Annotated in this window: 24 protein-coding genes and 2 tRNA genes; 11 read left to right on the plus strand and 15 right to left on the minus strand. The window is 72.1% G+C overall.

What is annotated here, in order from left to right; genetic code table 11:
• The first annotated feature begins 32 nt into the window (after positions 1 to 32).
• Positions 33 to 2,309 (plus strand): protein kinase domain-containing protein, encoded by a 2,277-nt coding sequence (locus O3T09_RS04805; RefSeq protein WP_095353485.1) that lies wholly within the window; start codon positions 33 to 35, stop codon positions 2,307 to 2,309.
• Between the two features lie 45 nt (positions 2,310 to 2,354).
• Here the strand turns inward: O3T09_RS04805 and O3T09_RS04810 are convergent, their stop codons facing one another.
• Positions 2,355 to 3,008, minus strand: coding sequence for an anthranilate synthase component II (locus tag O3T09_RS04810; protein ID WP_041103470.1), 654 nt, complete (start codon positions 3,006 to 3,008; stop codon positions 2,355 to 2,357).
• Positions 3,009 to 3,165: 157 nt separating this feature from the next.
• Between O3T09_RS04810 and O3T09_RS04815 the strand changes: the two genes are divergently transcribed.
• Positions 3,166 to 3,471: a cell division protein CrgA gene (locus tag O3T09_RS04815; protein ID WP_036337280.1), complete on the plus strand. Its 306-nt coding sequence runs from the start codon at positions 3,166 to 3,168 to the stop codon at positions 3,469 to 3,471.
• Positions 3,472 to 3,638: 167 nt separating this feature from the next.
• Here O3T09_RS04815 and O3T09_RS04820 read toward each other — a convergent pair whose 3' ends face one another.
• Both O3T09_RS04820 and O3T09_RS04825 read right to left on the minus strand, forming a co-directional pair.
• Positions 3,639 to 4,169, minus strand: coding sequence for a rhomboid family intramembrane serine protease (locus O3T09_RS04820; RefSeq protein ID WP_265588746.1), 531 nt, complete (start codon positions 4,167 to 4,169; stop codon positions 3,639 to 3,641).
• A 424-nt stretch (positions 4,170 to 4,593) separates the two neighbouring features.
• On the minus strand, positions 4,594 to 5,124 hold the full coding sequence (locus O3T09_RS04825; RefSeq protein WP_010079725.1) for a peptidylprolyl isomerase: 531 nt from the start codon (positions 5,122 to 5,124) through the stop codon (positions 4,594 to 4,596).
• Between the two features lie 186 nt (positions 5,125 to 5,310).
• Here O3T09_RS04825 and O3T09_RS04830 point away from each other — a divergent pair, with 186 nt between their 5' ends.
• Entirely contained in the window at positions 5,311 to 6,546 is a 1,236-nt protein-coding gene (locus O3T09_RS04830) for a hypothetical protein (RefSeq protein WP_257747201.1), read from the plus strand.
• A gap of 216 nt (positions 6,547 to 6,762) precedes the next feature.
• Positions 6,763 to 7,410, plus strand: a complete 648-nt coding sequence (locus O3T09_RS04835; protein WP_036314438.1) for an MBL fold metallo-hydrolase — start codon at positions 6,763 to 6,765, stop codon at positions 7,408 to 7,410.
• A 33-nt stretch (positions 7,411 to 7,443) separates the two neighbouring features.
• Here O3T09_RS04835 and O3T09_RS04840 read toward each other — a convergent pair whose 3' ends face one another.
• The 12 genes from O3T09_RS04840 to dnaA form a co-directional block, all read right to left on the minus strand.
• Positions 7,444 to 7,671, minus strand: coding sequence for an amphi-Trp domain-containing protein (locus tag O3T09_RS04840; RefSeq protein WP_020624434.1), 228 nt, complete (start codon positions 7,669 to 7,671; stop codon positions 7,444 to 7,446).
• 77 nt (positions 7,672 to 7,748) lie between these two features.
• A complete protein-coding gene (locus O3T09_RS04845) occupies positions 7,749 to 8,537 on the minus strand; it encodes a queuosine precursor transporter (RefSeq protein ID WP_206496502.1) in 789 nt (262 codons plus the stop codon).
• A 252-nt stretch (positions 8,538 to 8,789) separates the two neighbouring features.
• Positions 8,790 to 8,862 (minus strand) — tRNA-Ala (locus tag O3T09_RS04850).
• An 11-nt stretch (positions 8,863 to 8,873) separates the two neighbouring features.
• On the minus strand, positions 8,874 to 9,035 hold the full coding sequence (locus O3T09_RS04855) for a hypothetical protein (protein ID WP_020624432.1): 162 nt from the start codon (positions 9,033 to 9,035) through the stop codon (positions 8,874 to 8,876).
• 58 nt (positions 9,036 to 9,093) lie between these two features.
• Positions 9,094 to 9,167: transfer RNA gene (locus O3T09_RS04860), tRNA-Ile, on the minus strand.
• A 100-nt stretch (positions 9,168 to 9,267) separates the two neighbouring features.
• Positions 9,268 to 9,768 (minus strand): DUF3566 domain-containing protein, encoded by a 501-nt coding sequence (locus O3T09_RS04865; RefSeq protein ID WP_010079768.1) that lies wholly within the window; start codon positions 9,766 to 9,768, stop codon positions 9,268 to 9,270.
• Positions 9,765 to 12,461, minus strand: coding sequence for a DNA gyrase subunit A (gene gyrA, locus O3T09_RS04870; RefSeq protein ID WP_129866885.1), 2,697 nt, complete (start codon positions 12,459 to 12,461; stop codon positions 9,765 to 9,767). The genes O3T09_RS04865 and gyrA overlap by 4 nt, the downstream gene beginning before the upstream one ends.
• A 68-nt stretch (positions 12,462 to 12,529) precedes the next feature.
• The gene (gyrB, locus tag O3T09_RS04875) at positions 12,530 to 14,680 is read right to left on the minus strand and encodes a DNA topoisomerase (ATP-hydrolyzing) subunit B (protein ID WP_165381378.1); all 2,151 of its coding nucleotides are present in this window, start codon (positions 14,678 to 14,680) and stop codon (positions 12,530 to 12,532) included.
• A gap of 370 nt (positions 14,681 to 15,050) precedes the next feature.
• Positions 15,051 to 15,614, minus strand: a complete 564-nt coding sequence (locus O3T09_RS04880; RefSeq protein WP_010079771.1) for a DUF721 domain-containing protein — start codon at positions 15,612 to 15,614, stop codon at positions 15,051 to 15,053.
• Positions 15,607 to 16,821, minus strand: coding sequence for a DNA replication/repair protein RecF (recF, locus tag O3T09_RS04885; protein ID WP_269295405.1), 1,215 nt, complete (start codon positions 16,819 to 16,821; stop codon positions 15,607 to 15,609). Before recF ends, O3T09_RS04880 begins: the two co-directional genes overlap by 8 nt.
• A gap of 21 nt (positions 16,822 to 16,842) precedes the next feature.
• The gene (dnaN, locus tag O3T09_RS04890) at positions 16,843 to 17,958 is read right to left on the minus strand and encodes a DNA polymerase III subunit beta (RefSeq protein ID WP_002856446.1); all 1,116 of its coding nucleotides are present in this window, start codon (positions 17,956 to 17,958) and stop codon (positions 16,843 to 16,845) included.
• Between the two features lie 751 nt (positions 17,959 to 18,709).
• Complete coding sequence (gene dnaA, locus O3T09_RS04895) at positions 18,710 to 20,257, minus strand: chromosomal replication initiator protein DnaA (protein WP_101965672.1); 1,548 nt, start codon at positions 20,255 to 20,257, stop codon at positions 18,710 to 18,712.
• Between the two features lie 342 nt (positions 20,258 to 20,599).
• Here dnaA and rpmH point away from each other — a divergent pair, with 342 nt between their 5' ends.
• The 7 genes from rpmH (at position 20,600) to O3T09_RS04930 (ending at position 24,864) form a co-directional block, all read left to right on the plus strand.
• Positions 20,600 to 20,737, plus strand: a complete 138-nt coding sequence (gene rpmH, locus O3T09_RS04900) for a 50S ribosomal protein L34 (protein WP_002856443.1) — start codon at positions 20,600 to 20,602, stop codon at positions 20,735 to 20,737.
• A 28-nt stretch (positions 20,738 to 20,765) separates the two neighbouring features.
• A complete protein-coding gene (gene rnpA / locus O3T09_RS04905; RefSeq protein WP_002856442.1) occupies positions 20,766 to 21,164 on the plus strand; it encodes a ribonuclease P protein component in 399 nt (132 codons plus the stop codon).
• Entirely contained in the window at positions 21,165 to 21,533 is a 369-nt protein-coding gene (yidD, locus tag O3T09_RS04910) for a membrane protein insertion efficiency factor YidD (protein ID WP_020628390.1), read from the plus strand.
• Between the two features lie 5 nt (positions 21,534 to 21,538).
• Entirely contained in the window at positions 21,539 to 22,537 is a 999-nt protein-coding gene (gene yidC, locus O3T09_RS04915) for a membrane protein insertase YidC (protein WP_036337315.1), read from the plus strand.
• Between the two features lie 2 nt (positions 22,538 to 22,539).
• Complete coding sequence (locus O3T09_RS04920; RefSeq protein WP_101965673.1) at positions 22,540 to 23,124, plus strand: Jag family protein; 585 nt, start codon at positions 22,540 to 22,542, stop codon at positions 23,122 to 23,124.
• The gene (rsmG, locus tag O3T09_RS04925) at positions 23,117 to 23,842 is read left to right on the plus strand and encodes a 16S rRNA (guanine(527)-N(7))-methyltransferase RsmG (RefSeq protein ID WP_080694941.1); all 726 of its coding nucleotides are present in this window, start codon (positions 23,117 to 23,119) and stop codon (positions 23,840 to 23,842) included. Before O3T09_RS04920 ends, rsmG begins: the two co-directional genes overlap by 8 nt.
• A gap of 74 nt (positions 23,843 to 23,916) precedes the next feature.
• A complete protein-coding gene (locus tag O3T09_RS04930) occupies positions 23,917 to 24,864 on the plus strand; it encodes a ParA family protein (RefSeq protein WP_101965674.1) in 948 nt (315 codons plus the stop codon).
• The last annotated feature ends 1,415 nt before the right edge of the window (positions 24,865 to 26,279 follow it).

Here is a 26,279-nt window from a genome sequence, read left to right on the forward strand (position 1 = left end):
GCGGCGGGCGGGACGACCACGCGGACGTGTCTGTGGACGAGCAGAGGACCCTGAACGAGCGGTACCGGATCGGTGAGCTGATCGGGCGCGGCGGCATGGCGGACGTCTTCCGCGGGGAGGACCTGCGGCTGCACCGCCCGGTGGCGGTCAAGCTGATGCGCCGGGACCTGGCGCGCGATCCGCACTTCCAGGCGCGCTTCCGCAAGGAGGCGCGCTCGGCGGCCTCCCTGAACCACCCCTCGATCGTCTCCGTGTACGACACGGGCGAGGTCTCCCTCGAGGACGGCCTCCATCCGGTGGACTGCCCGTTCCTGGTGATGGAGCTCGTCTCCGGCCGGACGCTGCGGGAGATCCTGCACGCAGAGGGCGCCGTGGGCACGGACCGTGCCGTGGCCTGGACCCGGGGCGTGGTGGAAGCGCTCGAGCACGCGCACGAGGAGGGCATCGTCCACCGCGACGTGAAGCCCGCGAACGTCATGGTCACGGACACGGGCACCGTGAAGGTGATGGACTTCGGGATCGCCCACGCGCTGGCCGACACCTCCGCCACCACGTCGCAGACCCAGGCCGTGGTGGGCACCGCCCTGTACCTGGCCCCAGAGCAGGCGACGGGCCGCACCGTGGACGGCCGCGCCGACCTCTACGCGGCCGGCTGCCTGCTGTTCGAGCTGCTCACGGGCCGACCCCCCTTCACGGGTGACACGCCGCTGGCCGTGGCCTACCAGCACGTGCGCGAGGAGCCGCCGGCGCCCTCCGACGTCGACCCCGACCTGCCGCCCGCGTTCGACCCCGTGGTGCTGCGCGCCCTGCGCAAGAATCCACAGGACCGGTTCCCCACCGGCGCCGCGTTCCTCGCGGCCCTCGAGGAGGCCGCCGCGGATCCGCACGCCGGCCCCGGCCGTCACCCCCCGCCGCTCGATGCCGTCCATCCCGCCCTCGTCGGCGCGGTGCTGGGCGCCACGCCCGCGGGGCACGGGGCCGATGTGCCGACGGCCGCGGTCCCGCTGACCCGGCCGACGCCCTCCGTCCCGGCCGAGCCGGACACCACACAGCCCCAGGCGGCGAACCACGCCGTCGCGGGTGCGGGACTGCCCGGCGCCGCCTCGGCCGCGCAGCTGGCCGCCGCCGCCGCCATGGACGGCCCCCGCCCGGTGACGGCCGGCCAGCCGGTGACGGCCGGCCAGCCGGTGACGCCCCGGCCCGAGCCGCCGCCCGGGGACACGCCGGCGCCGGCGACGGCCACACCCCGTCGCGTCCGACGCCGCGTCCGCCGGCGCACGCTCCTGGCGGCCGGCATGGTCCTGGTCGCGCTGGCCCTGGTCCTGGCGCCGTGGCTCGCGGCGGCCCTGCGCAACACCGTGGAGGTGCCCGCGGTGGTGGGGCTGCAGCAGGACGAGGCGGTCGCGGCGCTCGAGGACGCGGGCCTGGTGGCCGTCGTCTCGTCGGCGTACATGGCCGACGCCCCGGACGGGGCCGTCACCCAGAGCGACCCGCAGACGGGCACGGAGGTGCCCCGCGGGGCCGAGGTGCGGATCCGGGTGTCCCGCGGCGAGGAGGGCATCGCGCTGTCCGACTCCCTGCACGGGCTGTCCGAGGACGCGGCCCGCCGCGAGCTGGAACGGCTGGGCCTGCGCGTCTCCTCCGTGCAGTACCAGGACGACGGCCGACTCGAGCGCGGGCTGCTCGCCCGCACCGACCCCGCGATGGGCACCCACGTGCCGCCCGGCTCCTCCGTGGTGCTGCACCTGTCCAGCGGCATGGTCGCCGTGCCGGACGTGGTGGGGATGAGCGCTCCGGACGCGCGGCGTCAGCTGGCGCTGAGCGCCCCCGAGCTGCGCGTGCGGATCCAGGACGAGGACGGCGCGACCACCGACACCGGCACGGTCGTGGCCCAGGATCCGCCCGCCGGCGTCCGCGTGGACAACCGTTCCTCCCTGACCCTGACGGCGTCCTCGTGGATCGCGCCCACGGCCGAGCCCTCCGAGCCGGCGCCGCCGTCCAGTGAGGCGCCCGAGCCCACGCCGTCGGCGTCCGCGCCACCGAGCCCCCCGCCGTCGGAGAGCCCCGAGCCCTCCGAGAGCGCGGAGCCGTCACCCTCGCCGTCCGCCTCCGCCACGCCCAGCCCCGATCCGACGAGCGCGACGCCGTCGCCGACGCAGAGCCCGTCGCCGCCGTCGGCGGCCCCGTCGACCTCGCCGGAGCCGACCGCGCAGTCGCCGAGCACCTCGCCCACCGGGACGCCGGTGGACCCGCTGCCGACGCTGACGCCGGACCCCGAGCCCTCGATCGACCCGCCGCCGTCCACCTGAGCGGCCGGGGCGCCGTCGGACCCGCGAACCGGGCCCCGGGACCGGTCAGTCCTGGCGGACGAGGGGCGAGAGCCGGCCGCCGCGCTCGGCGGCCCCGGAGAGCCCCACGGACCCGAGCCAGTTGCCGAGCATCCGGTAGCCGCCCTCGGTGAGCACGGACTCGGGGTGGAACTGCACGCCCCACAGGGGCGCGGTGCGGTGGGCCAGTCCCATCACGACGCCGTCCTCGGTCTCGGCGGTGATCTCCAGGACCGCCTCGTCCACGGTGGGCCGCACGGCGGCCAGCGAGTGGTAGCGGGTGGCGGTGAACGGCGAGGGGACGCCCTCGAACATGGGGTGCTCGCCGTGGCGGACCAGGGACGTCTTGCCGTGCATGAGGGACTCCGCGTGCGTCACGGTGGCGCCGAACGCCTCCGCGATGGCCTGGTGCCCCAGGCACACCCCGAAGAGCGGACGGCCGCCGTCGGCGGCGGAGCGGATGAGGTCGAGGGAGACACCGGCGTCGGCGGGCGCGCCCGGCCCGGGCGAGATGAGCACCGCCGTGTGCTCGGCCGCGAGCTCGAGGGCGCGGGCGGGGGTGACCTCGTCGTTGCGGATCACGGTGGTGCGGGCCCCGAGCTGCTCGAGGTAGCCCACCAGGGTGTAGACGAAGCTGTCGTAGTTGTCGACGACGAGGACGGAGACCTCGGGGCTCTGCACGGGGGCGCTCTTTCCTCCCCGCCGCGTGGGAGCGGGGTGCATAGACTGGCCGGGCACGTCGCTGACCCCGGTCCTGGGCAGGTCAGCAGGATACCGTCCCCGCCCCGGTCCCCGCCGGTGGGGGCGCCCACCACCCCCCCACCCGAGGAGAAGACCCGTGGCAGCACCCGCCGGCAAGCGCAAGGACTCGGCCCGTCGGAAGCGCGAGGAGCTCGAGGCCGCGCGCCGCAGCCGCTCCGCCGTGCGGACGGACCTCGGGGACGTGGACCCGGGTCCGAAGCCCCTCTCCCCCGTGTACAAGGCCGTGATGTTCGGCCTGCTGATCCTCGGCCTGCTCTGGATCATCGTCTACTACCTGACCCAGGGCCTCTTCCCGATCGTGCAGATCGGCGGCTGGAACATCCTCGTGGGCTTCGGCATCGCGCTCGTCGGGTTCCTCATGATGTCCCGCTGGAGCGAATGACACGCGTGTAGTTCTCCACAGCGGTGGACAACCCTGTGGATGAGGGATCCGCACGATCCCGCCCGGAGACGAGTTGTCCCCGGAGTTGTCCACAGGTGTGGACACCCCTGTGGGAAGAAGTGCACACCCGGCTGTGGAGAACTCCGGGGACGGTCGGGGACGACGGCCTAGCCCAGCAGGCCGGCCACCGTGACCCGTGCGGCGCCGAGCACCGTGAGCGCCGCCAGCGCCGCCGCCACGACCACGAGGCCGGCCGCCTGGGCGCCCACGGACGGCACGCGCGCGCGGCCGGGGCGCAGCCCGCCGGCCAGGGAGAACACGACGGCGACGACGGCGCCCGTCAGCAGCCCGCCCACGTGCACCTGCCAGGCCACCCCGGGCAACAGGAACGAGAACACGAGGTTCAGGCCGATCAGCACGGCGATCGAGCGCACCTGCCCGCCCCGCACCCGGGTGAGCAGGAACAGGGCAGCGAACATGCCGTACACGGCGCCGGACGCCCCGACGACGGGCTGCAGCGGGTCCGAGACCCACAGTGCGAACACCGCACCGCCCACGGCGGAGAGCACGTAGAGGGCGACGAACCGCCACCAGCCCAGCGCGGGCTCGAGCACGCGCCCGATCACCCACAGCGCGAGCATGTTCAGCAGCAGGTGCGTGGGGCCGGAGACGTCGTGCACGAGCGCGTAGGAGGCCATCCGCCACGGCTCCATGCCGTACGGGGACGTGTAGAGCCCGGCCTCCAGAGCGCCTCGGTCACGCCGGACGCCTGATCCCGGGTCATCCACTGCGCCGCGTAGACCACCGTCGTGACCGCCAGCAGGATCCAGGTGACGGGCGAGGCGGCGAAGCCCGTCCGCCGTCGGGCCGGGACCGTCGCGGCGGCGCCGGCGGCGGGAGCCGCCGTCGGACCGGGACCGGCCACGACGCCGGACGCACAGTCCACGCAGACCGGCCCGGCCGCGGAGCCGGGACGCTGGCAGTCGAGGCACGCGGGGCGCCGGCAGACGGCGCAGCGCACATACGCCGCACGGCCCGGATGCCGCGGGCACACCGGGGGTGTGCCGTCCGCGGAGTCCGGGCCGTGCGGGTCAGAGGGGGTGGTGCTCACCGAGGGGCTGCTCAGGCCTCGTCGATGTCGATGGACTCGATGACGACGTCCTCGAGCGGGCGGTCACGGGGATCGGTGGCGACGGCGTTGAGCTCGTCCACGACCTTCTGGGAGGCCTCGTCCTTCACCTCGCCGAAGATGGTGTGCTTGCCGTTGAGCCAGCCGGTGGGCACGGAGGTGATGAAGAACTGCGAGCCGTTGGTGCCGGGGCCGGCGTTGGCCATGGCCAGCAGGTAGGGGCGGTCGAACTGCAGCTCGGGGTGGATCTCGTCGCCGAACTGGTAGCCGGGGCCGCCGATGCCCATGCCGAGCGGGTCGCCGCCCTGGATCATGAAGTCCTTGATGATGCGGTGGAACACGGTGCCGGAGTACAGCGGGGCGCCGTTGTTCTTCTCACCGGTCTGCGGGTGGGTCCACTCCTGCTCGCCGGTGGCGAGGCCCACGAAGTTCTTCACGGTCTTCGGGGCGTGGTTGCCGAACAGCTCGACGACGATGTCGCCGTGGTTCGTGTGGATGGTCGCGGTGTGCGTCTTGTTCGCCATGCGCCCCATTGTTCCATCCGCGGCGGCGGGCCGTCCGGATCCCGCCGTCCGGGGTCGGGATCTTCCGCGATCGGCGTACGCACTCCCGGCGTGCCGGGACCCGTGCCACGGCGGGGGTCGGCCACTAGGCTGGGCCTCGAGGACCACCGCGTTCAACGACCATCCAGAACCCACGGGAGGCATCACATGGCCCGCAAGACCCTGCACGACGAGATCCAGCACGACGGCGGCGCGAACGCGTTCGTCGCACGCCAGGCGGAGAATCTGCGCCACTGGGCCGCCCCGAGGGTGGAGTCCACCCGCGCCTGGAGCGAGGTGGCGGCGGCCTACGGGCTGATCGGCGGCTCCGCCGCGGCCGAGGAGGGCCGCCGCAAGGCCCAGGACGCCAAGAAGGAGTACGGCCCCGTGGTCGAGCGCGGGGCGCGGAAGGCCGGCGAGGCCGTCGCGCACCAGTACGGGCTGCTGGCCCCCGCCGTCGCCAAGGGCGTGGACACCGTCCAGGACTTCCTCGAGCACCTGCAGGCCCAGGCGCAGGACGCCGGCCACGAGGTGCAGCAGCAGTTCGCCGCGGCGCGCAAGGACGCTGAGAAGGCCGCGAAGAAGGGCCGCCGTCGTGGGGGCCGCAAGGCCAAGCAGCTGCGCCGGGACGGCCGCCAGGCCGCCAAGGGCCTGCGCAAGGACGCGAAGAAGGCCGCCAAGGGCGCCCGCAAGGACGCGCAGCGGTCCGCCGCCCTGTTCAGCGACCGCGCCGGCCAGGCCAAGGACGCCGCCGCCGCGGGCGGCCTGACCCTCGCCGGCCTCCTCGCCACGGGTCTGTCCGCGCTGCAGGAGCAGGGCGGGAAGGTGGCCCCGCAGGTGCAGGCCCGCCTGGCCGACGCCGGCGACTACGCCCAGCGCCGCAAGGAGGAGGTCCTCCCCGTGGCCGCCGCCCGCCTGGCCGACGGCGCCGCGCACGCCCGCAAGACCGCCCACGACGTCGAGGTCCCGGACGCCCTGGAGCAGGCCCTGATCAAGCTCACCGGGGACAAGGCGATCGTGAAGCGCCTGCGCCAGGGCGCCGAGCAGTACGCCGGCGCCGCCGAGAAGGACCTGAACCGTGCCGCCGGTCGCCGGGCCTCCCGCTCGGGCGGCCGCGCCTGGATCGTCGCGGGCATGGCGGCCGCCGCCGCCGGCGCCGGCTTCGCCCTGTGGCGCCTGACCAAGCCGGTGCAGGATCCGTGGACCGCCCCGGTGCCGGGCCCGATCACCGCGAACATCCCGGTGGTGGAGGCCAACAACCCCTACGCCCAGCAGCAGAAGGTCGTGGCCGAGGCCGGCTCGGCCGCGGCGGGTCAGGGCGTGCGGGTGGACACCGCCACGCCGGACCCGGTGGCCGCCGCCAACGCGAAGGTGCTGGGCGTCCAGCCCGGGCAGCAGCGCTGACCCGCTCCCCCGCGCTCTGAGCGCGCAGCGGACGGCGACCGGCCCGCGCATCCTCGGCAGGACCGAGGGGGCGCGGGCCGGCGCGCGTCCGGGCGCAGGTCGGGGCGGGAGCCGGTGGGCCGCCGTCGAACGGGGCGCGGGCCTTGTCCACCGCCGGGAGCGCGCGGGAGGCTGGGAGCGCCCGGGATCCCGACGCCGGGCGGAGGAGTGATCTGCATGAGCACGACCCTGACCCTCTTCGGCCACTCGGCCGTCCGCCTCGAGAAGGCCGGCCGGCGCCTCGCGTTCGACCCCGGCGCGTTCAGCGACGCGGCGGTCCTGGACGGCGCGGACGCCGTCCTCGTGACGCACGGCCACCCGGACCACGTGGTCCCCGAGCAGCTGGCCCGGGCGCTGGCCGGCACGGAGGCGCACGTCTGGGCGCCACGGGACCTCACGGGGCCGCTGGCGGAGGCGGGGCTCGCCGCCGGGCGCGTGCACACGGCCGTCCCCGGAGAGACGTTCGAGGCCGCCGGCTTCCGGGTGGAGGTGCTCGGCGGGGAGCACGCGGTGATCCACGCCGAGGTGCCGCGCCCGGTCAACGTGTCCTACCTCGTGGACGGGGCCGTGCTGCACCCCGGCGACTCGTTCACGGTGCCGGACGCCGACGTCGAGGTGCTCCTGCTGCCCGCCGCGGCGCCGTGGCTGCGCATCGCGGACGTGGTGGACCAGATGCGGGCCATCGCGGCGACGCACACCCGCCCCATCCACGACGGCATCCTCAGCGAGGACGGCAAGGGCGTGGTGGATCGGGTGCTCTCGGGTCTCGCCGAGGGCGTGACCGACTACCGGCGCCTGGCCCCCGGGGAGCTCTGGACGTTCTGAGGCACGGGGAGGCAGCGGCCGCCCCGGGGCCGGTCACCAGCTGAGGGTGATCTCCAGCTCGGCGTCGCCGCCGTCCTCGACCTCGAGCTCCACCTCGAGGCCCACGCGGTCCGGGACGGTGACGACGACGTCGCGGCCGCCGTGCTCGACCCGCACCTCGTTCTGCCGGGAGAGCTGGTCGGCGAGGTCGCGTAGGCGTGCGGCGGCCTGCTCACGGCTGAGGGTCTGCTGCTGCTCGTGCTCGAAGAGGTCCTTGCCCATGGCACCGACGGTAGTCGCTGGGCGGGGTGCGCGCGACGGACGGGCCCCGGCGCGGCCGACGCCGGGGCCCGTGCGGGTCAGCGGGACGCGGCCGGGGCGAGGGCGGGATCGTCGTCGCGGTGGATCTCGAAGCCGGGTGCCCGGTAGGTGGGCTCCCGGCGCTTGAGGGCGCGGATGACGAGCAGGGTCACCGGCACGATGAGGATCTCCACGAGCGTCTTGTACGCGAAGCCGGTCACCGTGTAGTTCGCCAGTTCCAGCAGCGAGATGGTGCCGGCGTAGGCGATGGTGCAGAAGATCAGGGTGTCGAAGAACTGGCCGACCACGGTGGAGAGGATGAGCCGGAACGCCACGTGCCGTTCCTTCATGCGCTCCTTGAGGCGGACCACGATGGACGCGTTGAGCAGGGAGCCCACGAGGAACGCGACGAAGCCGGCCACGGTGATCCGCAGCATGGGCGCGAGGGCCTGGTCCCACACCTCGAAGCCCTCGACGGGCGTGGTCCAGGAGACCACCGTGTAGGTGAGGGCGGCGAGCACGAGCATCGCGAAGCCGAGGACGATGGCGCGGCGGGCCCGGCGCCAGCCGTACACCTCGGCGAGGATGTCGCCGACGATGTACGCGAACGGGAACAGGAAGGCGCCGCCGTCGAAGATGAGGGGGCCGCCGTCGTAGAAGAGGTCCGAGACGACCGGGACGGTGGGGCCGTAGAAGAGCTTGGCCGCGGTGACGCCGGAGAGGATGAGGAGGGCGATGAAGACGCCCACGAAGATGTCGTAGTAGCTCGCGGGCACCCGGGCGTAGGCCGGAGTGCCCTGCCCAGAGGCGGGTCGGTTGGGGGACGGGGTGTCGATGGTGGTGTTCACCGGACCATCCAACACCACGCACGACGGCGGTGGGCGCGGTGGGCGGGTCCGGCGGCGGGGGTTCGGGGCAGGCCATCCCCGTCCCTCCGTGGGCAGAAACGCCCTCTCTTCTGCCCACGGGGCCCGAAGTCCTGCGGTTTGTGCCCCAGGAGCCCCCGGGTCGCCGGTTTCTGCCCACGGTGCCGGCGCCGGCGGCCACCCTGGGCAGACGAAAGGGCCCGGGAGTCTCACGACTCCCGGGCCCTTCTTCGGTGGAGGCAAGGGGACTCGAACCCCTAACCCCCTGCTTGCAAAGCAGGTGCGCTACCAATTGCGCCATGCCCCCGTGAGGACCGGTCAGTCCTCCGGTGCCGGCTCGACGCCGTCGGCGTCCTCCGGCAGGTCGTCCGTGGCCGTGGCCCAGACGTCCTTCCCCGCACTGTTCTCCCGCCAGAGACGCGCCCCATAGGCGGCTGCCGCGGCGCTGACCACGAGGGCCACGCGTGCCAGTCGACCCATGGGAAGACCTCCGGAGACGAACGGAGCCCCAGCGGACCGGGGCTCTGTGTGGTGGGAGTGGGCGTACCAAGACTTGAACTTGGGACCTCTTCGTTATCAGCGAAGCGCTCTAACCGCCTGAGCTATACGCCCTCACCGTCGCTCACGGCTGACGCCGTTCACAACAGGAGATGACTGTACAGGAACGCCGACGCCCCGCGCAAATCCGCGCGGGGCGTCGTCGAGGGTCTGCTCAGTCGTCCGTCAGCGTGACGCCGAGGCCGCCCACGAGGCTCGCGCAGAGGTTGTAGAGCAGCGCGGCCACGGTGGCCAGGGCGGTCAGCAGGATGACGTTGACCACGGCCAGCACGGTGGCCAGCGAGGTCACGGTGCTCAGCGGGGCCAGGGACGCCACGGTGTAGCGCCCGGCCTCGGAGCCGAGCACGGTGCCGATCACGTCGTTGACCCTGTCGAAGATCCCGAGGACGTCGGACAGCGAGTACAGCGCCACCGCCGCCACCACCGTGAGGATGCCCAGCGCCACCGAGAGCAGGAACGCCAGCTTCAGCACGGACCACGGGTCCACCCGGGTCAGCACCAGGCGGGCGCGGCGCACCTTGGCCTTCGGGACGGCGCGGACCAGGTCCTCCTGCGAGGACCCGCTGGCCTTGCGCACCGGGCGGCCGGACCGCGGCTCGGCGGCCTTCCCGGTGCTCCGTCCCTGGCCGGGACGCGACGACGCGGACGTGCTCACTGCTCTCCTCCGTCTGCACCCTCACCGGCGTCCTGCGTCAGGGCGTCCTCCGGTGCGGCTACGGGGTCGGTCGGGTCGATGTCTGCGTCCAAGGGTACATCCGGCCCCGCCTCGGCCTCGGCGTCCGCCTTCGCCTCCATCTCCTGCTCGTTGTTCAGGGTGACGGCGACGATCCGGTCCCGCTTGTCCGGCTTGGCGAAGATCACGCCCATCGTGTCGCGGCCCTTGGCCGGCACACCGGCGACGGCGGAGCGCACCACCTTGCCCGAGGCCATCACCACGAGGACCTCCTGGTCCTCGCGCACCACGAGACCGCCGGCGAGCTCGCCGCGGTCGTCCACGAGCTTGGCGACCTTGATGCCGAGGCCGCCGCGGTTCTGCGGGCGGTACTCGTCCACGTGGGTGCGCTTGGCGAAGCCGCCGTCCGTGACGGTGAAGACGTAGCCGTCCTCCTCCACCACGTCCATCGTCAGCAGGGAGTCGTCGTCGCGGAACTTCATGCCGGTCACGCCCGAGGTCGCACGGCCCATGGGACGCAGCGCCTCGTCCGTGGCGGTGAACCGCAGGGACTGGCCCTTGTGCGAGATCAGGATGAGGTCGTCGTCGGGCGAGACCACGCGGGCCGAGACCAGCTCGTCCCCCTCGCGCAGCTTGATGGCGATCAGGCCGGCGGTGCGGTTCGTGTCGTAGTCCAGCAGCGGCGTCTTCTTCACGAGGCCGCCGCGCGTGGCGAGCACGAGGTACGGGGCTCGGCCGTAGTCCACGAGCGGCTGGATCTGGGCGATCCGCTCGTCCGGCTGGAACGCGAGCAGGTTGGCCACGTGCTGGCCCTTCGCGTCGCGGCCGGCCTCGAGCAGCTCGTACGTCTTGATGCGGTAGACGCGGCCGAAGTTCGTGAAGAACAGCAGCCAGTGGTGCGTGGACACGGTCAGGAAGTGCTCGACGACGTCGTCGCCGCGCAGCGTCGCCCCGCGCACGCCCTTGCCGCCGCGCGCCTGGGACCGGTACTGGTCGATCCGGGTGCGCTTGACGTAGCCGCCGCGGGTGATGGAGACGACCATCTCCTCCTCGGGGATCAGGTCCTCGATGGACATGTCCCCGTCGAAGCCGGCCATGATCTCGGTGCGGCGGTCGTCGCCGTGCTTGGCCACGATCTCGGCGAGCTCCTCGGAGATGACCTCGCGCTGACGCTGCGGGGACTCCAGGATCCGGTTGTACTCGGCGATCTTCGCCATGAGGTCGTCGTACTCGTCCTGGATCTTCCGGGACTCCAGGGCGGCGAGCTGGCGCAGCTGCATCTGCAGGATGGCCTGGGCCTGGACGTCGTCGATGTCCAGGAGCTCCTTGAGGGCCTCGCGGGCCACGTCCGCCGAGGCCGAGCGGCGGATGGTCGCGATGACCTCGTCCAGCATGTCCAGGGCCTTGAGCAGACCGCGCAGGATGTGCGCGCGTTCCTCGGCCTTGCGCTTGCGGAACGCGGTGCGGCGCACGATCACGTCGATCTGGTGCTTCACCCAGTGGTGCACGAAGCCGTCCAGGGACAGGGTGCGCGGCACGCCGTCCACGAGCGCGAGCATGTTGGCCGAGAAGTTCGACTGCAGCTCGGTGTGCTTGTAGAGGTTGTTCAGCACCACCTTGGCGACGGCGTCGCGCTTGAGCACGATCACCAGGCGCTGGCCGGTGCGGCCGGAGGTCTCGTCGCGCATGTCCGCGATGCCGCTGATCTTGCCGTCCCGCACCATCTCCGCGATCTTCGCGGCGAGGTTGTCCGGGTTGGTCATGTAGGGCAGCTCGGTGACCACCAGGCACGTGCGGCCCTGGATCTCCTCCACGTTGACCACGGCGCGCATGGTGATGGGGCCGCGGCCGGTCCGGTAGACCTCCTCGATGCCCTTGCGGCCCAGGATCTGGGCGCCCGTGGGGAAGTCGGGGCCGTGGACGCGGGCCAGGAGCGCCTCGAGCAGCTCCTCGCGGGTGGCCTCGGGGTGCTCGAGGTACCACTGCACACCCGCGGCCACCTCGCGCATGTTGTGCGGCGGAATGTTCGTGGCCATGCCGACGGCGATGCCCGAGGAGCCGTTGACCAGCAGGTTCGGGTACCGGGCGGGCAGGACGACGGGCTCCTGCTGCTTGCCGTCGTAGTTGTCCTGCATGTCGACGGTGTCCTCGTCGATGTCCCGGACCATCTCCATGGCCAGCGGGGCCATCTTGGTCTCGGTGTAGCGCTGGGCGGCCGCCCCATCGTTGCCCGGGGAGCCGAAGTTGCCCTGGCCGAGCGCCAGCGGGTAGCGCTGGACCCAGTCCTGGATGAGGCGCACGAGGGCGTCGTAGATCGCGGTGTCGCCGTGCGGGTGGTAGTTGCCCATCACGTCGCCCACCACGCGGGCGGACTTGTTGAACGCGCGGTCCGGGCGGTAGCCGCCGTCGTACATCGCGTAGAGCACGCGACGGTGCACGGGCTTGAGGCCGTCGCGCACGTCCGGCAGCGCGCGGCCGACGATCACGGCCATCGCGTAGTCCAGGTACGAGCGCTTCATCTCCGACTCGAGGTCGACGGGCTCGACCTTGTCGGCGGCGCCCTCGGGGAGCACGTAGTGCTCGACCTCGATGTCCAGGCCGGTCTGGGGGGCCTGCGGGGTCGGGGCGCCCTCGACGGGCTCGTCCGGGGTCTGGGGGGTGGTCTCGTCGCTCACGCGGGTCCTCTCGTGCTCCCCGCGACGGCGGGGAGGGTGGTCGGCTCAGGCAGGTCTGCGGGTCCGGCTCAGACGTCCAGGAAGCGGATGTCCTTGGCGTTCTGCTGGATGAAGGTGCGGCGGGACTCCACGTCCTCGCCCATGAGCATGGAGAAGACGGCGTCCGCGGCGGCGGCGTCCTCCATGGTCACCTGCAGCAGGGTGCGGTTCTCCGGATCCATGGTGGTGTCCCAGAGCTCCTGGTAGTTCATCTCGCCCAGGCCCTTGTAGCGCTGCACGCCGTTGTCCTTGGGGTAGCGCCAGCCCTTGGCCAGGCCGGCCTCGACGGCGGCGTCGCGCTCCTCGTCCGAGAACACGTAGTCGTGCGGGGCGTTGGACCACTTGATGCGGTACAGCGGCGGCTGCGCGAGGAACACGTGGCCGGCCTCGATGAGCGGGCGCATGTACCGGAACAGGACGGTCAGCAGCAGCGTGGTGATGTGCTGGCCGTCCACGTCCGCATCCGCCATGAGCACGATCTTGTGGTACCGCAGCTTGGAGATGTCGAACTCCTCGCCGATGTTGGTGCCGAACGCCGTGATCATCGACTGGATCTCGGCGTTGCCGAGGGCCTTGTCCAGGCGGGCGCGCTCCACGTTCAGGATCTTGCCGCGCAGCGGCAGGATGGCCTGCGTCTCCGGGTTGCGGCCCTGCTTGGCCGAGCCGCCGGCGGAGTCGCCCTCCACGATGTACACCTCGCAGCGCTCGGGGTCCTTCGAGGAGCAGTCGGCCAGCTTGCCGGGCATGCCGAAGGACTCCAGCGGGGACTTGCGGCGCGCGTTGTCCCGGGCCTTGCGGGCGGCCAGGCGGGCGTGCGAGGCCATGATGGCCTTGCGGATGATCTCCTTGGCCGGGCCCGGATTGCGCTCGAACCAGTCGCCGAGGTGGTCCGTGACCGCCTTGGACACGAACCCGCGGGCCTCGGAGTTGCCGAGCTTGGTCTTGGTCTGGCCCTCGAACTGCGGCTCGGAGAGCTTCACGGAGATCACGGCGGTCAGGCCCTCGCGGATGTCCTCGCCCGTGAGGTTGTCCTCCTTGGGCTTGAGGATCTCCTTCTCCCGCGCGTAGCGGTTGACCAGGGAGGTCAGCGCGGCGCGGAAGCCCTCCTCGTGGGTGCCGCCCTCGTGGGTGTTGATCGTGTTCGCGTAGGTGTGCACGGACTCCGAGTAGGCGGAGGTCCACTGCATGGCCACCTCGACGGCCATGGAGCGGCCGTCCGAGACGTCCTCGGCCTCGAAGGCGATGACGTCGTCGTGGACGTACTCGACCTTCTTGGCGGAGTTGAGGTGCTGGACGTAGTCGAGCAGGCCGTTCTCGTACAGGTAGGTGACGGAGCGGCGCTGGGGCTCCTGCTCCGCCTCCTCCGCCAGGCCGTTCTCCGCGACGTCCTCACCGGCGGCGCCCTCGCCCGCGATCTCGTCGTCGACGACCTCGTTGGACTCCTGGACGCGCTCGTCCGTGAGGGTGATGCGCAGGCCCCTGTTGAGGAAGGCCATCTGCTGGAAGCGGGCACGCAGGGTCTCGTAGTCGAACTCGATCGAGTCGAAGATCTCCGGGTCCGGGTAGAACGTCTGCACGGTGCCCGTGGCGTCCGTGGCCTCCCCCTTCACCAGCTCGCCCTGGGGCACGCCGCCGTCCGCGAAGGACATGCGCCACACGTGCCCCTGACGGCGGACCTCGGTGTCCACGCGGCGGGAGAGCGCGTTGACCACGGAGATGCCCACGCCGTGCAGGCCGCCCGAGACGGCGTAGCCGCCGCCGCCGAACTTGCCGCCGGCGTGCAGGATCGTCATGACGACCTCGACGGTCGGCCTCCCCTCGGTGGGGTGCAGGTCCACGGGGATGCCGCGGCCGTCGTCCGCCACGCGCACGCCGCCGTCGGCCTGCAGCGTGACGTCGATGCCGGTGGCGTAGCCGGCCAGCGCCTCGTCCACGGAGTTGTCCACGACCTCGTACACGAGGTGATGCAGGCCCCGCGGGCCGGTGGAGCCGATGTACATGCCGGGGCGCTTGCGGACGGCCTCGAGACCCTCGAGCACGGTGATGGCGCTGGCGCCGTACTCACCGGGCACCTTCCGGTCCTTCACGGGGGTCTCGGGCTGCCCGACGGCGTCCGGCACGGCCTCCGGGTTCGGCGCGGCCGACGCGGCGGTCGGCTCCTCCGCGGGGTTCTCGGGCATGGCGTCAACCACGGGTGGCTCACTTCCTCGGACGTCGGCGGCTGGGTCGACCCGCGCGCAGGCGCGCGACGCCGCCCGGACATAACCGGCACGCGACACGCTCCCGCAGATCCACGGGGGTGGGGGACGGACGACAACCGGCCCCCTTTCACTGGTCCCAGTGTACCGCCTGACACCCCGAGGGCCCGCATCGACGGGGGTCCGCCACGGGAGAACACCCGCTCAGCGGCCAGGGACACGGCTCAGGACGTGCGCAGGAGACCGCCCATGCCTCCCGGGCCGTCCCCGACCCTGTGAGCGCGCCAGAGCGGCGCCCATGGCCTCGCCGCGTCCGGGACGCCGTCGTGCGCCGCGGGGGGCCGCCCCGGACTCAGCCGTAGGTGTCGCGCGGCCCGCGGCCGCCGCGCACGGTGCGCGGCCCCTTGCGCCAGCTCGGGGCCTGCGGCCCCGCCACCTCGATGCGGGTCACGACGCCGGGCCCGAGCGCCTCGTCGAAGCGCTGCAGGAGCACGGGGCTCATCAGGCGCAGCTGCGTGGCCCACGCGGTGGAGCTCGTCCGGACCCGCACCACGGAGTCCTCGAAGCTCTCCGGGCGGCAGTGCAGCGCGATCTCCGGCCCCACCAGCTCGGCCCAGCGGGTGAGCACGGAGCCGACCGCCACGGGGGTGGACCAGCCGCGGTCGCGGATGAGCCGGCCGAACACGGTGGACACCGTGGCCGGGTCCCGGTCCGCACCCCCGAACGGGCGTCGACGGTCCTGCCGCTCCCGGCCGGCCGACGTCGTGCCCGCCATGGCCCCGGCCAGGCCCGCGCCCGTCCCCCGCGCCCGCAGCGGCGCCTCGCCCCGCTCCCGGGCGGCCTCGCGGACCCGGCGCAGCTGCACGAGCGCCAGGTCCGGCCGGTCCGGCTCGAACGGGGCGGGGGTCTCAGCCATCGGCGCCGCCCTCGCGCCGGGGCTCACGGATGTCCCCCTCCACGGGGGCCGCGGCGGCCACGGCCTCGGAGCCCTCTGCGTCCTGGCGGATGAGCACGCGGTGGGCCGTGAGCTCCTCGGGGACGTCCTCGAGCGCGGCGGCCGTGACGATCACCTGCTCGGCCCGGTGGACGAGCGCGGCGAGGCGGCGGCGACGGGCGGCGTCGAGCTCCGCGAACACGTCGTCCAGGATCAGGACGGGGCGGGCGTCGGGGTCCGGGTCGTCGGCCACGAGCACGTCGTAGGCCGCCATGCGCAGGGCGAGCGCCAGCGACCACGTCTCCCCGTGGGAGGCGTAGCCGCGCGCGGGCGCCGGGCCCAGGAAGAGGGCGAGCTCGTCCCGGTGCGGGCCCACCAGGGTGAGCGCCCGCGCCCGCTCCTCCTCCCGTTGGGCCTCGAGCGTCCGGTGCATGTCCGCGGCCAGGTCCGCCACGGCCGGGACCTCCGCGTGGGTGCCACGGGCCAACGGGACGGTGGACTCGTAGGCGTAGGCCGCGGCCTTGGAGCCGTTGGTCAGCGCCGCGTACATCTCCTGGAGGGGGCGGGCCAGCAGGCGCAGCACGTGCAGGCGGCCGTGGAGCAGGCGGGCGCCGGCGGCGCAGAGGTGCTCGTCCCAGACGGCGAGGGTCGCGTCCTCCTCGGGGCCCCAGCGGCGAGAGCCGCGGCTCGACTTGAGCAGGGCGTTGCGCTGGCGCAGCACGCGTTCGTAGTCGGCGGCGGCCTCGCCGAGGGCCGGACGCAGCTGCACCATGAGCTGGTCGAGGAGACGACGACGGCCACCGGGCTCCCCCGTCACGAGGCTCAGGTCCTCCGGGGCGAAGACCACGGTGCGCAGGATCCCGAGGCCCTCCTTCGCCCGCACGGGGGCGCCGCGGTTGATGGCCACCCGGTTGGACCGGCCCGGCAGGATCTCCAGCTCGAGGGCGACGGTGCGGGACCCGCGGTGCACGCGCCCGGCGATCCGGGCCCGGTCCCGGCCGAAGCGCACGAGCTGCGCGTCCGAGCTGACCCGGTGGGACTGCTGGGCGCCGAGGTAGCCGATCGCCTCCACGAGGTTGGTCTTGCCCACCCCGTTGGCCCCGAGCAGCACCGTGGACCCCGGCATCAGCTCCAGGTCGGCCCAGCGGTAGGACCGGAAGTCCGCGACGGTGAGGTGGGACAGGTACACGGGAGCGTCCAGCCCCCTGCGTCAGGCGATGCGCACCGGCATCACGAGGTAGCGGTAGTCGGAGACGACGCCGTCCTCCTGGTTCACGCCGGTGAGCAGGGCGGGCTTGGGCGCGGACGTGAACGCGAAGCGCACCTGCGGCTGGTCCACCACGGCCAGGCCCTCGGAGAGGTAGGACGGGTTGAACGCCACGGTGATGTCCTCGCCCTCGAGCGTGCACGGCACGGACTCGTTGGCGCTCGCGTCGTCGCCGGTGCCGGCGTCCAGGGTGACCTGGCCGTCCGTGAACACCATGCGCAGGGCGGTGTTGCGCTCGGCGACGAGGGCCACGCGGCGGGACGCCTCGACCAGGGCGGCGGTGTCCACCACGGCCTGGATGGGGCTGGACTCGGGGAAGAGCGAGCGGATCTTGGGGTACTCGCCGTCCACGAGCACGGAGGTGGTGCGACGGCCGCCGGAGGCGAAGCCCACGAGGTCGGCGGTCTGACCGAGCAGGATCTCCAGGTCGCCGCCGGAGCCGAGGGACTTGGCGACCTCGGTGAGCGTGCGCGCCTTGATGAGCAGCGACGTCGAGAGGGACGGGTCCGCCGGGGTCCAGCGGATCTCCTTCATGGCCAGCCGGTAGCGGTCCGTGGCCAGGAAGGTCATGGTGTCGCCCTCGATCTCCACCTTCACGGCGGTGAGGATCGGCAGGGTGTCGTCCTTGGAGGCGGCGACGGTGACCTGGGCGACGGCGTGGGCGAACGCGGCGCCGTCCACGGTGCCCGCGGGGGCCGGCAGCTCGGGCAGGGCCGGGTAGTCGCCCACGGGCATCGTGGCCAGGGCGAAGCGGGAGGAGCGGCAGGTGACGAGCACCTTGCCGCCGTCGAGCTCCACCGTGACCTGGGCCTGCGGCAGGGAGCGGACGATGTCGTTCAGCAGGCGGCCGGAGACGAGCACCTGGCCCGCGGTCTCGACGTCGGCCTCGATCTCCAGGCGCGCGGAGGTCTCGTAGTCGAAGCTCGCGATGGACACGACGCCGGCCTCGGCCGTGATCAGCAGGCCCGAGAGCACCGGCACCGGCGGGCGCGGGGACAGGGAGCGTGCGGCCCAGGAGACGGCGTCGGTGAGGATGTCGCGTTCGACGGTGAACTTCACGAGCTGCACTGCCTCTCTGGGGGTGATGACGGGGGTTGCGGGCCCGGGGGGAACGGCGACACGCGGGCCTCAGCATAGGCGGTCCGCGCGGTGGGTGTCAGGTCGGAAGCGAATGACAAGCGTGTGATTCCAAGGATTCCGACCGCACGGGCGCAGCCCGGGCTCTCGAGGCGCTCAGCTCGGTGTGGGGTGGCGGAGATGATGTTGCTTGGCGGAATCTCTGAAGGGGGATCAGAAGTAGTGGTAGCGGGTGTGGATCCTGTGGAGAACGCCGTTCTGCCGCGTCAGCATGCGGATCCGGTTGGGGGAACCGTGTGGACACCCGCTCGTTCGGGGTGTGCATCCGGTGTGGACGAGCCCCGGGGGTCCTTCCCCCGCTCTGCACAGGTTCGACCGGAGTTGTCCAGACTCATCCCCGGATCCACCCCCCAGTTGTCCACATTCCTGTCCACAGGACGCGTCCACACCCGTCGAAAACCGCGAGATCATGCGGTTTTCGGCTGTGGAGATCTGTGGATACATGTGGACCATCGAATGACATCCGTGTGATTCACCAGCCTGTGCACCGTCGCCGTCCCCAGGGGTGTGGACGCGGCGTGAGCGGCCTGATTCCGCCATCCACAGGGGCGGAGGTTGTCCACAGCACCGGGGGTTCTCCACAGAGTTGTCCACACCGGTGGACAATGTGGACGAAGGCTCGAGTCCCGGTCGAATGTTCGAACCGGGACTCGAGGGTGGGACGGCGGGTGGCTCAGGCGCCGCGCTGTTTCCGCTTGATCTCGTTGGTGAGCTCGGTGACCTGGTTGTAGATCGTCCGCCGCTCGGCCATCAGCTCGCGGATCTTGCGGTCCGCGTGGATGACGGTGGTGTGGTCGCGGCCGCCCAGGACCTGACCGATCTTGGGCAGGGACATCTCGGTCAGCTCGCGCAGCAGGTACATGGCGATCTGCCGCGCCGTCACCAGCGTGCGGGTGCGGGACTTGCTGGTCAGCTCCTCGAGGGTGAGATTGAAGTACTCCCCCGTGGCGTGCAGGATCAGCTCCGGGGTGATCTCGTGCGCCGTCTCGTCCGTGATCAGGTCCTTGAGCACATGCTCGGCCAGCTCGATGTCCACGGTCTGCCGGTTGAGTGAGGCGAACGCGGTCACGCGGATCAGCGCGCCCTCGAGCTCGCGGATGTTCGTGGAGATGCGCGAGGCGATGTACTCCAGCGCCTCCGGCGGGGCCACGAGCCCCTCGGCCTCCGCCTTCTTCCGGAGGATCGCGATGCGCGTCTCGAGGTCCGGCGGCTGGATGTCCGTGATCAGCCCCCACTCGAAGCGGGAGCGCAGCCGGTCCTCGAACCCGGAGAGCTGCTTGGGCGGCAGGTCCGAGGTGATGACCACCTGCTTGTTGTTGTTGTAGAGCGTGTTGAAGGTGTGGAAGAACTCCTCGACCGTCGCCTCCTTGTCCGCCAGGAACTGGATGTCGTCGATCAGCAGGATGTCCACGTTGCGGTAGACCTGCTTGAACGAGGCGCCCTCGTCGTGGCGGATGGAGTTGATGAAGTCGTTGGTGAACTCCTCCGAGTTCACGTACCGCACCCGCAGGCCCGGGTAGAGGCGGCGGGCGTAGTGCCCGATCGCGTGCAGCAGGTGCGTCTTGCCCAGGCCGGACTCGCCGTAGATGAACAGCGGGTTGTACGCCTTCGCCGGCGCCTCGGCCACAGCGTTCGCGGCGGCGTGCGCGAACCGGTTGGACGAGCCGATCACGAACGTCTCGAAGTGGTAGCGGTCGTTGAGGCGGCTGGTCTCCGCGGACGTCGACGGCGGTGCGGGGGTCGGCTTGCCGTTCCCGCTCGGGGCCGCGGTCGCGGCGGGCACGACGTCGGCCGGCGGCTCGATGCGGAAGCCCGGCAGCTCCTCGGCGACGGCGCGGCGGGAGGTGGCGGCGGTCGCGGCCGGGGGCAGCTCGACGTCCGGCGCCGCGGCGTCGGACGGCCCGCCGGCGAGGGAGGAGCGGCGGGCCTCGGAGGAGGGGGTCCGCGGCGGCTGCAGGTTCGCATCGATCGAGATGGCCAGCAGGATCTCCTCGCGGAACTCCTGGGTCAGGGCGTCCGTGAGGGCGTCGGCCACCTGGGTGCCCTGGAGGGTCTCGCGGGTGGTCTCGTTCGGCACGGCCAGCAGGAGCGTGTTGCCGATGAGGCCCTGCGGCTGGGCCAGGTAGACGAAGCCCATGAGGCGGGCGCTGACCCGCGCGTCGTCCTCGAGGGAGCCCAGGACGGAGCGCCACGAGCTGAGCACGGCCTGGTCTGCCACCACGGAGGCTTCCTTTCCTGGGACAGACGTCCCCGAGGACGGGGGCGGCTGCGCGAGACGGACGACGGTGCTCGGAGTCTAACGGTTGTCCACAGGGTTGTGCACAGACGGTGGACAACCCCTATCATCCTGTGGACGACCGTCCCGGGCGCCCACGGGCGTCCGGGATCCGCGCGCACCCGTTTGACCCCTGCGTACCCCGGCCACTAGAGTCGTCTGGTCCCCCGGGTGTCGGTTGATCGTGCCCGCCGGGGATTTCATGTCAGAGCCTCACCGGTCCTTCCCCCTGGTCCACCTGCTCAGGTCGACGGTCGAAGGCACACAACACGTCGTGGAGAGATCACAGTGACCAAGCGCACGTTCCAGCCCAACAACCGCCGTCGTGCCCGCAAGCACGGCTTCCGTGCCCGCATGCGCACCCGCGCCGGCCGCGCCATCCTGTCCGCTCGCCGCGGCAAGAACCGCGCCGAGCTGTCCGCCTGAGGACCTCGGTCCAGGGACGGCGCGCCCCGTGCTGCCCCGTGACCGTCGCGTCCGCACGCCCGCGGAGTTCCGTCACCTCGGTCGCACCGGCACCCGCGCGGGTCGGCGCACCGTCGTGGTGAGCGTCGCCACGGACCCCGACCAGACCCGGTCCACGTCGCCGAGCGCCCCTCGGCCGCGGGCCGGGTTCGTCGTGTCCAAGGCCGTGGGGAACGCGGTGACCCGCAACCGGGTGAAGCGGCGGCTGCGCGCCGTCGTCGCGGATCAGATGCGCCTGCCTCCGCTGCGCGACCTGCCGGTTCTGGTGCAGGTTCGCGCGCTGCCGGCCGCCGCCGAGGCGGACTACGCGCTGCTGCGCCGCGAGACCGTCGGCGCGCTCGGCAAGGCCCTGAAGCCGCATCTGCCCGCCGCCTCGGAGCACGCGTAGATGACCGTCACCCCCTCGCCCTTCGTCGTGCTCGAGCCCTCCCGTGAGTGGGGACCGTTGCGCGCGCTGCCGTCCGCCCTGCTGGCCGGCCTGCTCACGGTCTATCGGGCCGTGGTCTCCCCGCTGTACGGACCCGTGTGCCGGTTCTTCCCCAGCTGCTCCGCCTACGGGCTGGAGGCCGTGCACGTGCACGGCGCGGTGAAGGGGTCGTGGCTCGCCGCGCGGCGCATCGGCCGGTGCCATCCCTGGAACGACGGCGGCGTGGACCCGGTCCCGCCCGGGCACCGGCGCTGGCCGCCGGGCCGGCAGCCGCGCATCCTCACCCTGAACCACCCTCCCATCCCACCTGATCTCCCGCAGGAGGATTGACCCCCATGTTCGAAGCCATCCTCTCCCCGTTCCGCTGGCTGATGTCCTGGCTGCTCGGGGCGTTCCACAGCATCCTGGAGTTTGCGGGCCTGCCCGCGGACTCCGGCTGGACGTGGGCCCTGTCCATCCTCCTGCTGGTGGTGCTCATCCGCACCCTGCTGATCCCGCTGTTCGTCAAGCAGATCAAGGCCCAGCGCGCCATGCAGGCCATCCAGCCCGAGCTGCAGAAGCTGCAGGCCAAGTACAAGGGCAAGAAGGACCAGCTCTCCCGCCAGGCCATGGCCATGGAGCAGCAGGCGCTCATGAAGGAGCACAAGGCGAACCCGTTCGCCGCCTGCCTGCCGCTGCTGATCCAGATGCCGTTCTTCTTCGCGCTGTACCAGGTGTTGATCGGCGCCCGCGGCGCGGCCGAGCGCGGCGAGGCCATGGACGCCCTGTCCGCGGACCAGATCCGCTCCTTCGAGGGCTCCACGATCTTCGGCGCCCGCATGTCGGACACCTTCATGAACTCGCTCGGCGCGCCGGGCAGCGGGCCCGTGATCGTCACGGCGATCGTGCTGATCCTGCTCATGTCGGGCTCGATGTTCTTCATGCAGAAGATGCTCATGACGAAGAACATGACGCAGCAGGCCCTCTCCGGGCCCATGATGCAGACGCAGCAGATCATGCTCTACGCCATGCCCCTGATCTTCGGCATCGGCGGCATCAACTTCCCGATCGGCGTGCTCCTGTACTGGACCTACTCCAACTTCTGGGCCGTCGGCCAGCAGTGGTGGATCATCCGCAACAACCCGACCCCGGGCTCCCTCGCCGAGAAGGAGCTCAACGAGCGCCGCGCCGCCAAGGGCCTGCCCCCCGTGGGCCAGAAGGTCTCGAACGCCGAGGCCACGCCCTCATCCGCGCACACCCAGGCGGGCCGCGGCGGCGCCGTGCTGAACGGTGAGGTCGTCCGCGAGTCGGGTCAGCGCCTCCAGCCCCAGCGCAAGAACCGCAGGAGGAAGTGAGCATGTCCGCCGAGAACGTGACCCCGGCCCCCGAGGCCGAGGACGCCGTCGTCGAGACCCCCGCGGGCCAGGGCTCCCGCGTCGAGGAGCAGGACGGTGCCGCCGTCTCGGAGGCGGTGCGCCGCCTCGAGGAGGAGGGCGACGTCGCCGCGGACTACGTCGAGGAGCTGCTCGACATCGCGGACCTGGACGGGGACATCGACATCGAGGTCCGCGACGGGCGCACGTACGTGTCCGTCGTCTCCGAGGACCACGACGAGCGCCTGGACGGCCTCGTCGGCCCCGACGGCCGCACCCTGGAGGCCCTGCAGGAGCTCGTCCGGCTGGCCGTGCTCGCCGCCACGGGGCACCGCTCCCGGCTGATCCTGGACGTCTGCGGGCACCGGGAGCGCCGCAACGTCGCCCTGCGCACCGCCGCCCAGGCGGCCGTCGAGCGCGTCCGCGCCGGCGAGGGCCCCGTGCACCTCGAGTCCATGGGCGCGTACGAGCGCAAGATCGTCCACGACGTCGTCGCGGACGCCGGCCTGACCTCCGAGTCGGAGGGCGAGGGCGCCCGCCGGCACGTGGTCATCTCCGCCGATGACTGAGCGGGGCTCGGCCTACGAGCGGCGCCCCGGGTTGGATCCTCAGGACCGGGGCGAGCGCCCCGCGCCCGTGGGGCAGCCGGCACCGCCGCTGACCGATGCGCTGCGTCCGGCCGCCGTCGAGCTGTTCGGCGAGGGCCTCCCCCGTGCCGAGGCGTACGTGGCCCACCTGGCGGACACCGGCATCGAGTGGGGCCTGATCGGCCCGCGCGAGGCGCCCCGTCTCTGGGAGCGCCACGTCCTGAACTGCGCCGTGGTCGAGGAGCTCCTCCCGCAGGGCGCGCTCGTGGCCGACGTCGGCTCCGGCGCGGGCCTGCCCGGCCTGTGCCTCGCGCTCGCGCGCCCCGACTGCCAGTTCCTGCTCATCGAGCCGCTCGAGCGGCGCGTGGAGTGGCTGGACATGGTGGTCGCCGACCTCGGCCTGGAGAACGTGGACGTGATCCGCGGCCGCGCCGAGCAGGTCTCCGGGAACCTCGACGTCGACGTCGTGACCGCCCGCGCCGTGTCCGCGCTGAAGACCCTCGTGCCGCTGACCATGCCGATGCTGCAGGGCGCCGGGGAGCTGCTGGCCATCAAGGGCCGCTCCGCGGCCGACGAGATCGCCGCCGCCCGCAAGGTCCTGCGCAAGTATGGTGGTGCCGAGCCCGAGATCCTCACGGTGGGCGAGGGCCTGCTGCCCGAGACCACCACCGTCGTGCGCGTCAGCGCGCGTCCCCGCTGACCCCTCCCCCACCGGGACGGGACGGGCCGGGCGGCAGCAGATCCGCACACCCGCGACCCAGGAGGTAGAGCCGCATGGCGCAGGAGCAGGAGAGCCGGGGTGGGGCCTGGAGGGCCCTGCGCCAGAAGTGGACCGGCCGGACCGCCGAGAAGGGCGGCGCCGACGCCGAGGAGCCCGCGCGGCTCCAGCGTCGCCGTCTGACGCGCCCCGACCGCACCCGCGTGTTCACGACGTCCAACCAGAAGGGCGGCGTCGGCAAGACGACGACGACGGTCAACCTGGCCGCGGCCCTCGCCCGCGCGGGCATGCGGGTGATGGTGGTGGACATCGACCCGCAGGGCAATGCGTCCACCGCGCTGAACATCCCCCACACCGGAGACGTCGCCTCCGTGTACGACGTGCTCCTGGGCGAGATGGAGATCCAGGACGTCGTGCAGGACGCCCCGGACGTGGACGGCCTGCAGGTGGTGCCCGCGACGATCGACCTGGCCGGTGCCGAGATCGAGCTGGTCTCGCTGGTGGCCCGCGAACAGCGACTGTCTCGGGCGCTCGAGGCGTACACCGCCTGGCGCGAGCAGGACGGCCAGGAGCGGCTGGACTACGTGTTCATCGACTGCCCGCCGTCCCTGGGACTGTTGACGGTCAACGCGTTCGTGGCGGCCGAGGAGGTGCTCATCCCGATCCAGGCCGAGTACTACGCCCTCGAGGGCCTCTCCCAGCTGCTCAAGAACGTGCAGATGATCCAGAAGCACCTGAACCCGCGTCTCCAGGTGAGCACCATCCTGCTGACGATGTTCGACGCGCGGACCAACCTCGCCGTGCAGGTGGCGGAGGAGGTCCGGACGCACTTCCCGGAGCAGCTGCTGAACACCGCGATCCCCCGCAACGTCCGCATCTCCGAGGCCCCCAGCTATCAGCAGACGGTGCTGACCTACGACCCGGCCTCGGCCGGCGCCGTGGCGTACCGGGAGGCGGCCGCGGAGATCGCCGGCCGCGGTGCGCCGACGGCCCTGAAGAGCTGACGCCCAGGCGACCCGCTGTTGCGGTCGCCAAATGGCGCTGCTGACGACGACGAAGCCCGCCGGAGGGAGCGATCCCCCGGCGGGCTTCGTCGTGAGTGAGCGTGGCCCGGAAGATGGGGGGTGAAAAGACAAGCGGAAACGCTGGGCATATCGGAAGTTCGTGTTTCACGTGAAACGACCTTCTCTGAGGGTGCGAGCGTGGTGCCGCCGCGGCGGGACGATGGGGAGGGGTGCCCGTGGTGGACCGCTCCCATCTGTCCCGCTCCCCTCTCTTCCGCTGGGCCGGCGCCTCCGCCGCCGGCCAGGCGCACCTGTCGCGAGGCCTGGGTGCAGCCGCGGGCGGCGACGCACGAACTCACGGGGTGAACGGCATGGCGGCGGGGCGGAGACGGCGGCTGTGTGGGGGCCGGCGGTGCACGCTGCGTTGAAGTGCTCCGCGAGGGCTGCGCGACGCGTGGGGAACGTCCTGGCCGCCGGGCGCGGCCGTGCAGGGTATAATCCGTCCCTCCTCCTTCACCCGGGTGCGCTGCAGCCTCGAGGATGCAGCCAGCGAGCAGGCCGGGTGCTGTGACTGGGTGCCCCCTCTCCCCCACGGTCAGACCTCCTCGCCGTCGGTGACGTGCAGGGAATCGGGGCCAGAGCGGAGCACGGGCCGTGGTGTCGCCGCGAGGCACGCGGCCGGTCTGCCGTCAGCGTGTGCGAGAGCAGACGTCAGCGGCGATGGTGGGCTGCTGTGATTCGTCTGAGTTGGAGGGGCCGAACGGCGGCGCCAGAAGGACAGTTCTACTGTGCATTCCTGTGTACGGAGTAGGAGAGAGTCCGGCGAAGAGGGGCGGCCGCACGCCCCCAATGTATACAAAGACAAGCATGTGAGCTGGCACTTTGCGGAGTCAGCAGTGGTTAGCGGCTATCGTCGATGTTGATATGTGGACAAGATCTGTGGACAAGGGGACGCCGTGGGTAGGTGGCCGTGGGTGCCACCATGGCGCTGGTTGGTCTGGCGAATCCCCAGCGCGGCCCGACGGCTAGGTACGGGGTCGGCAGGGGAATGCTGAGTCAGCCTGGGTCCCCTCCCCCGGGAAACCCGCATCAGCTCAGTGCGGGACGCTCAGGCCACACGGTTCTGACCCCTGCAAACGACGTGGAAGCAGGACGTCGATCACTCAGGTGGTGGCCGGGGGTTTCACGTAAAACACGATGCTCGCGCGTAGATCTAGCGTCGATCCCCGGAGGGAGCCGCGTGCGGACGGACGGGTGAAGACCCGGTTCCACACGAGTCGGACGTGAAACTTAATGGGCAAAATGGGCAGACGGGAGGAATGGGCCCGGTCTGTCGGGCGGAACGGCCTGCCATATGTCTGTACGGCCGCTGCTGACGGCAGCGACTACATCGAACAGTACGGTCAACGGCACAA

The organism is Micrococcus sp. H39-S4 (assembly GCF_027158145.1).
GTDB lineage: Bacteria > Actinomycetota > Actinomycetes > Actinomycetales > Micrococcaceae > Micrococcus > Micrococcus luteus.

Coding starts and splice junctions, on each gene's coding strand:
- O3T09_RS04820 (WP_265588746.1), bottom strand. CDS start 4,169: ATGGCCTCCTACGCGCTCGTGCACGACGTCTCCGGCCCCACGCACCTG.
- O3T09_RS04825 (WP_010079725.1), bottom strand. CDS start 5,124: ATGGCGAACAAGACGCACACCGCGACCATCCACACGAACCACGGCGAC.
- O3T09_RS04830 (WP_257747201.1), top strand. CDS start 5,311: ATGGCCCGCAAGACCCTGCACGACGAGATCCAGCACGACGGCGGCGCG.
- O3T09_RS04835 (WP_036314438.1), top strand. CDS start 6,763: ATGAGCACGACCCTGACCCTCTTCGGCCACTCGGCCGTCCGCCTCGAG.
- O3T09_RS04840 (WP_020624434.1), bottom strand. CDS start 7,671: ATGGGCAAGGACCTCTTCGAGCACGAGCAGCAGCAGACCCTCAGCCGT.
- O3T09_RS04855 (WP_020624432.1), bottom strand. CDS start 9,035: ATGGGTCGACTGGCACGCGTGGCCCTCGTGGTCAGCGCCGCGGCAGCC.
- gyrB (WP_165381378.1), bottom strand. CDS start 14,680: ATGCCCGAGAACCCCGCGGAGGAGCCGACCGCCGCGTCGGCCGCGCCG.
- O3T09_RS04880 (WP_010079771.1), bottom strand. CDS start 15,614: ATGGCTGAGACCCCCGCCCCGTTCGAGCCGGACCGGCCGGACCTGGCG.
- yidD (WP_020628390.1), top strand. CDS start 21,165: ATGACCGTCACCCCCTCGCCCTTCGTCGTGCTCGAGCCCTCCCGTGAG.
- yidC (WP_036337315.1), top strand. CDS start 21,539: ATGTTCGAAGCCATCCTCTCCCCGTTCCGCTGGCTGATGTCCTGGCTG.
- O3T09_RS04920 (WP_101965673.1), top strand. CDS start 22,540: ATGTCCGCCGAGAACGTGACCCCGGCCCCCGAGGCCGAGGACGCCGTC.
- rsmG (WP_080694941.1), top strand. CDS start 23,117: ATGACTGAGCGGGGCTCGGCCTACGAGCGGCGCCCCGGGTTGGATCCT.
- O3T09_RS04930 (WP_101965674.1), top strand. CDS start 23,917: ATGGCGCAGGAGCAGGAGAGCCGGGGTGGGGCCTGGAGGGCCCTGCGC.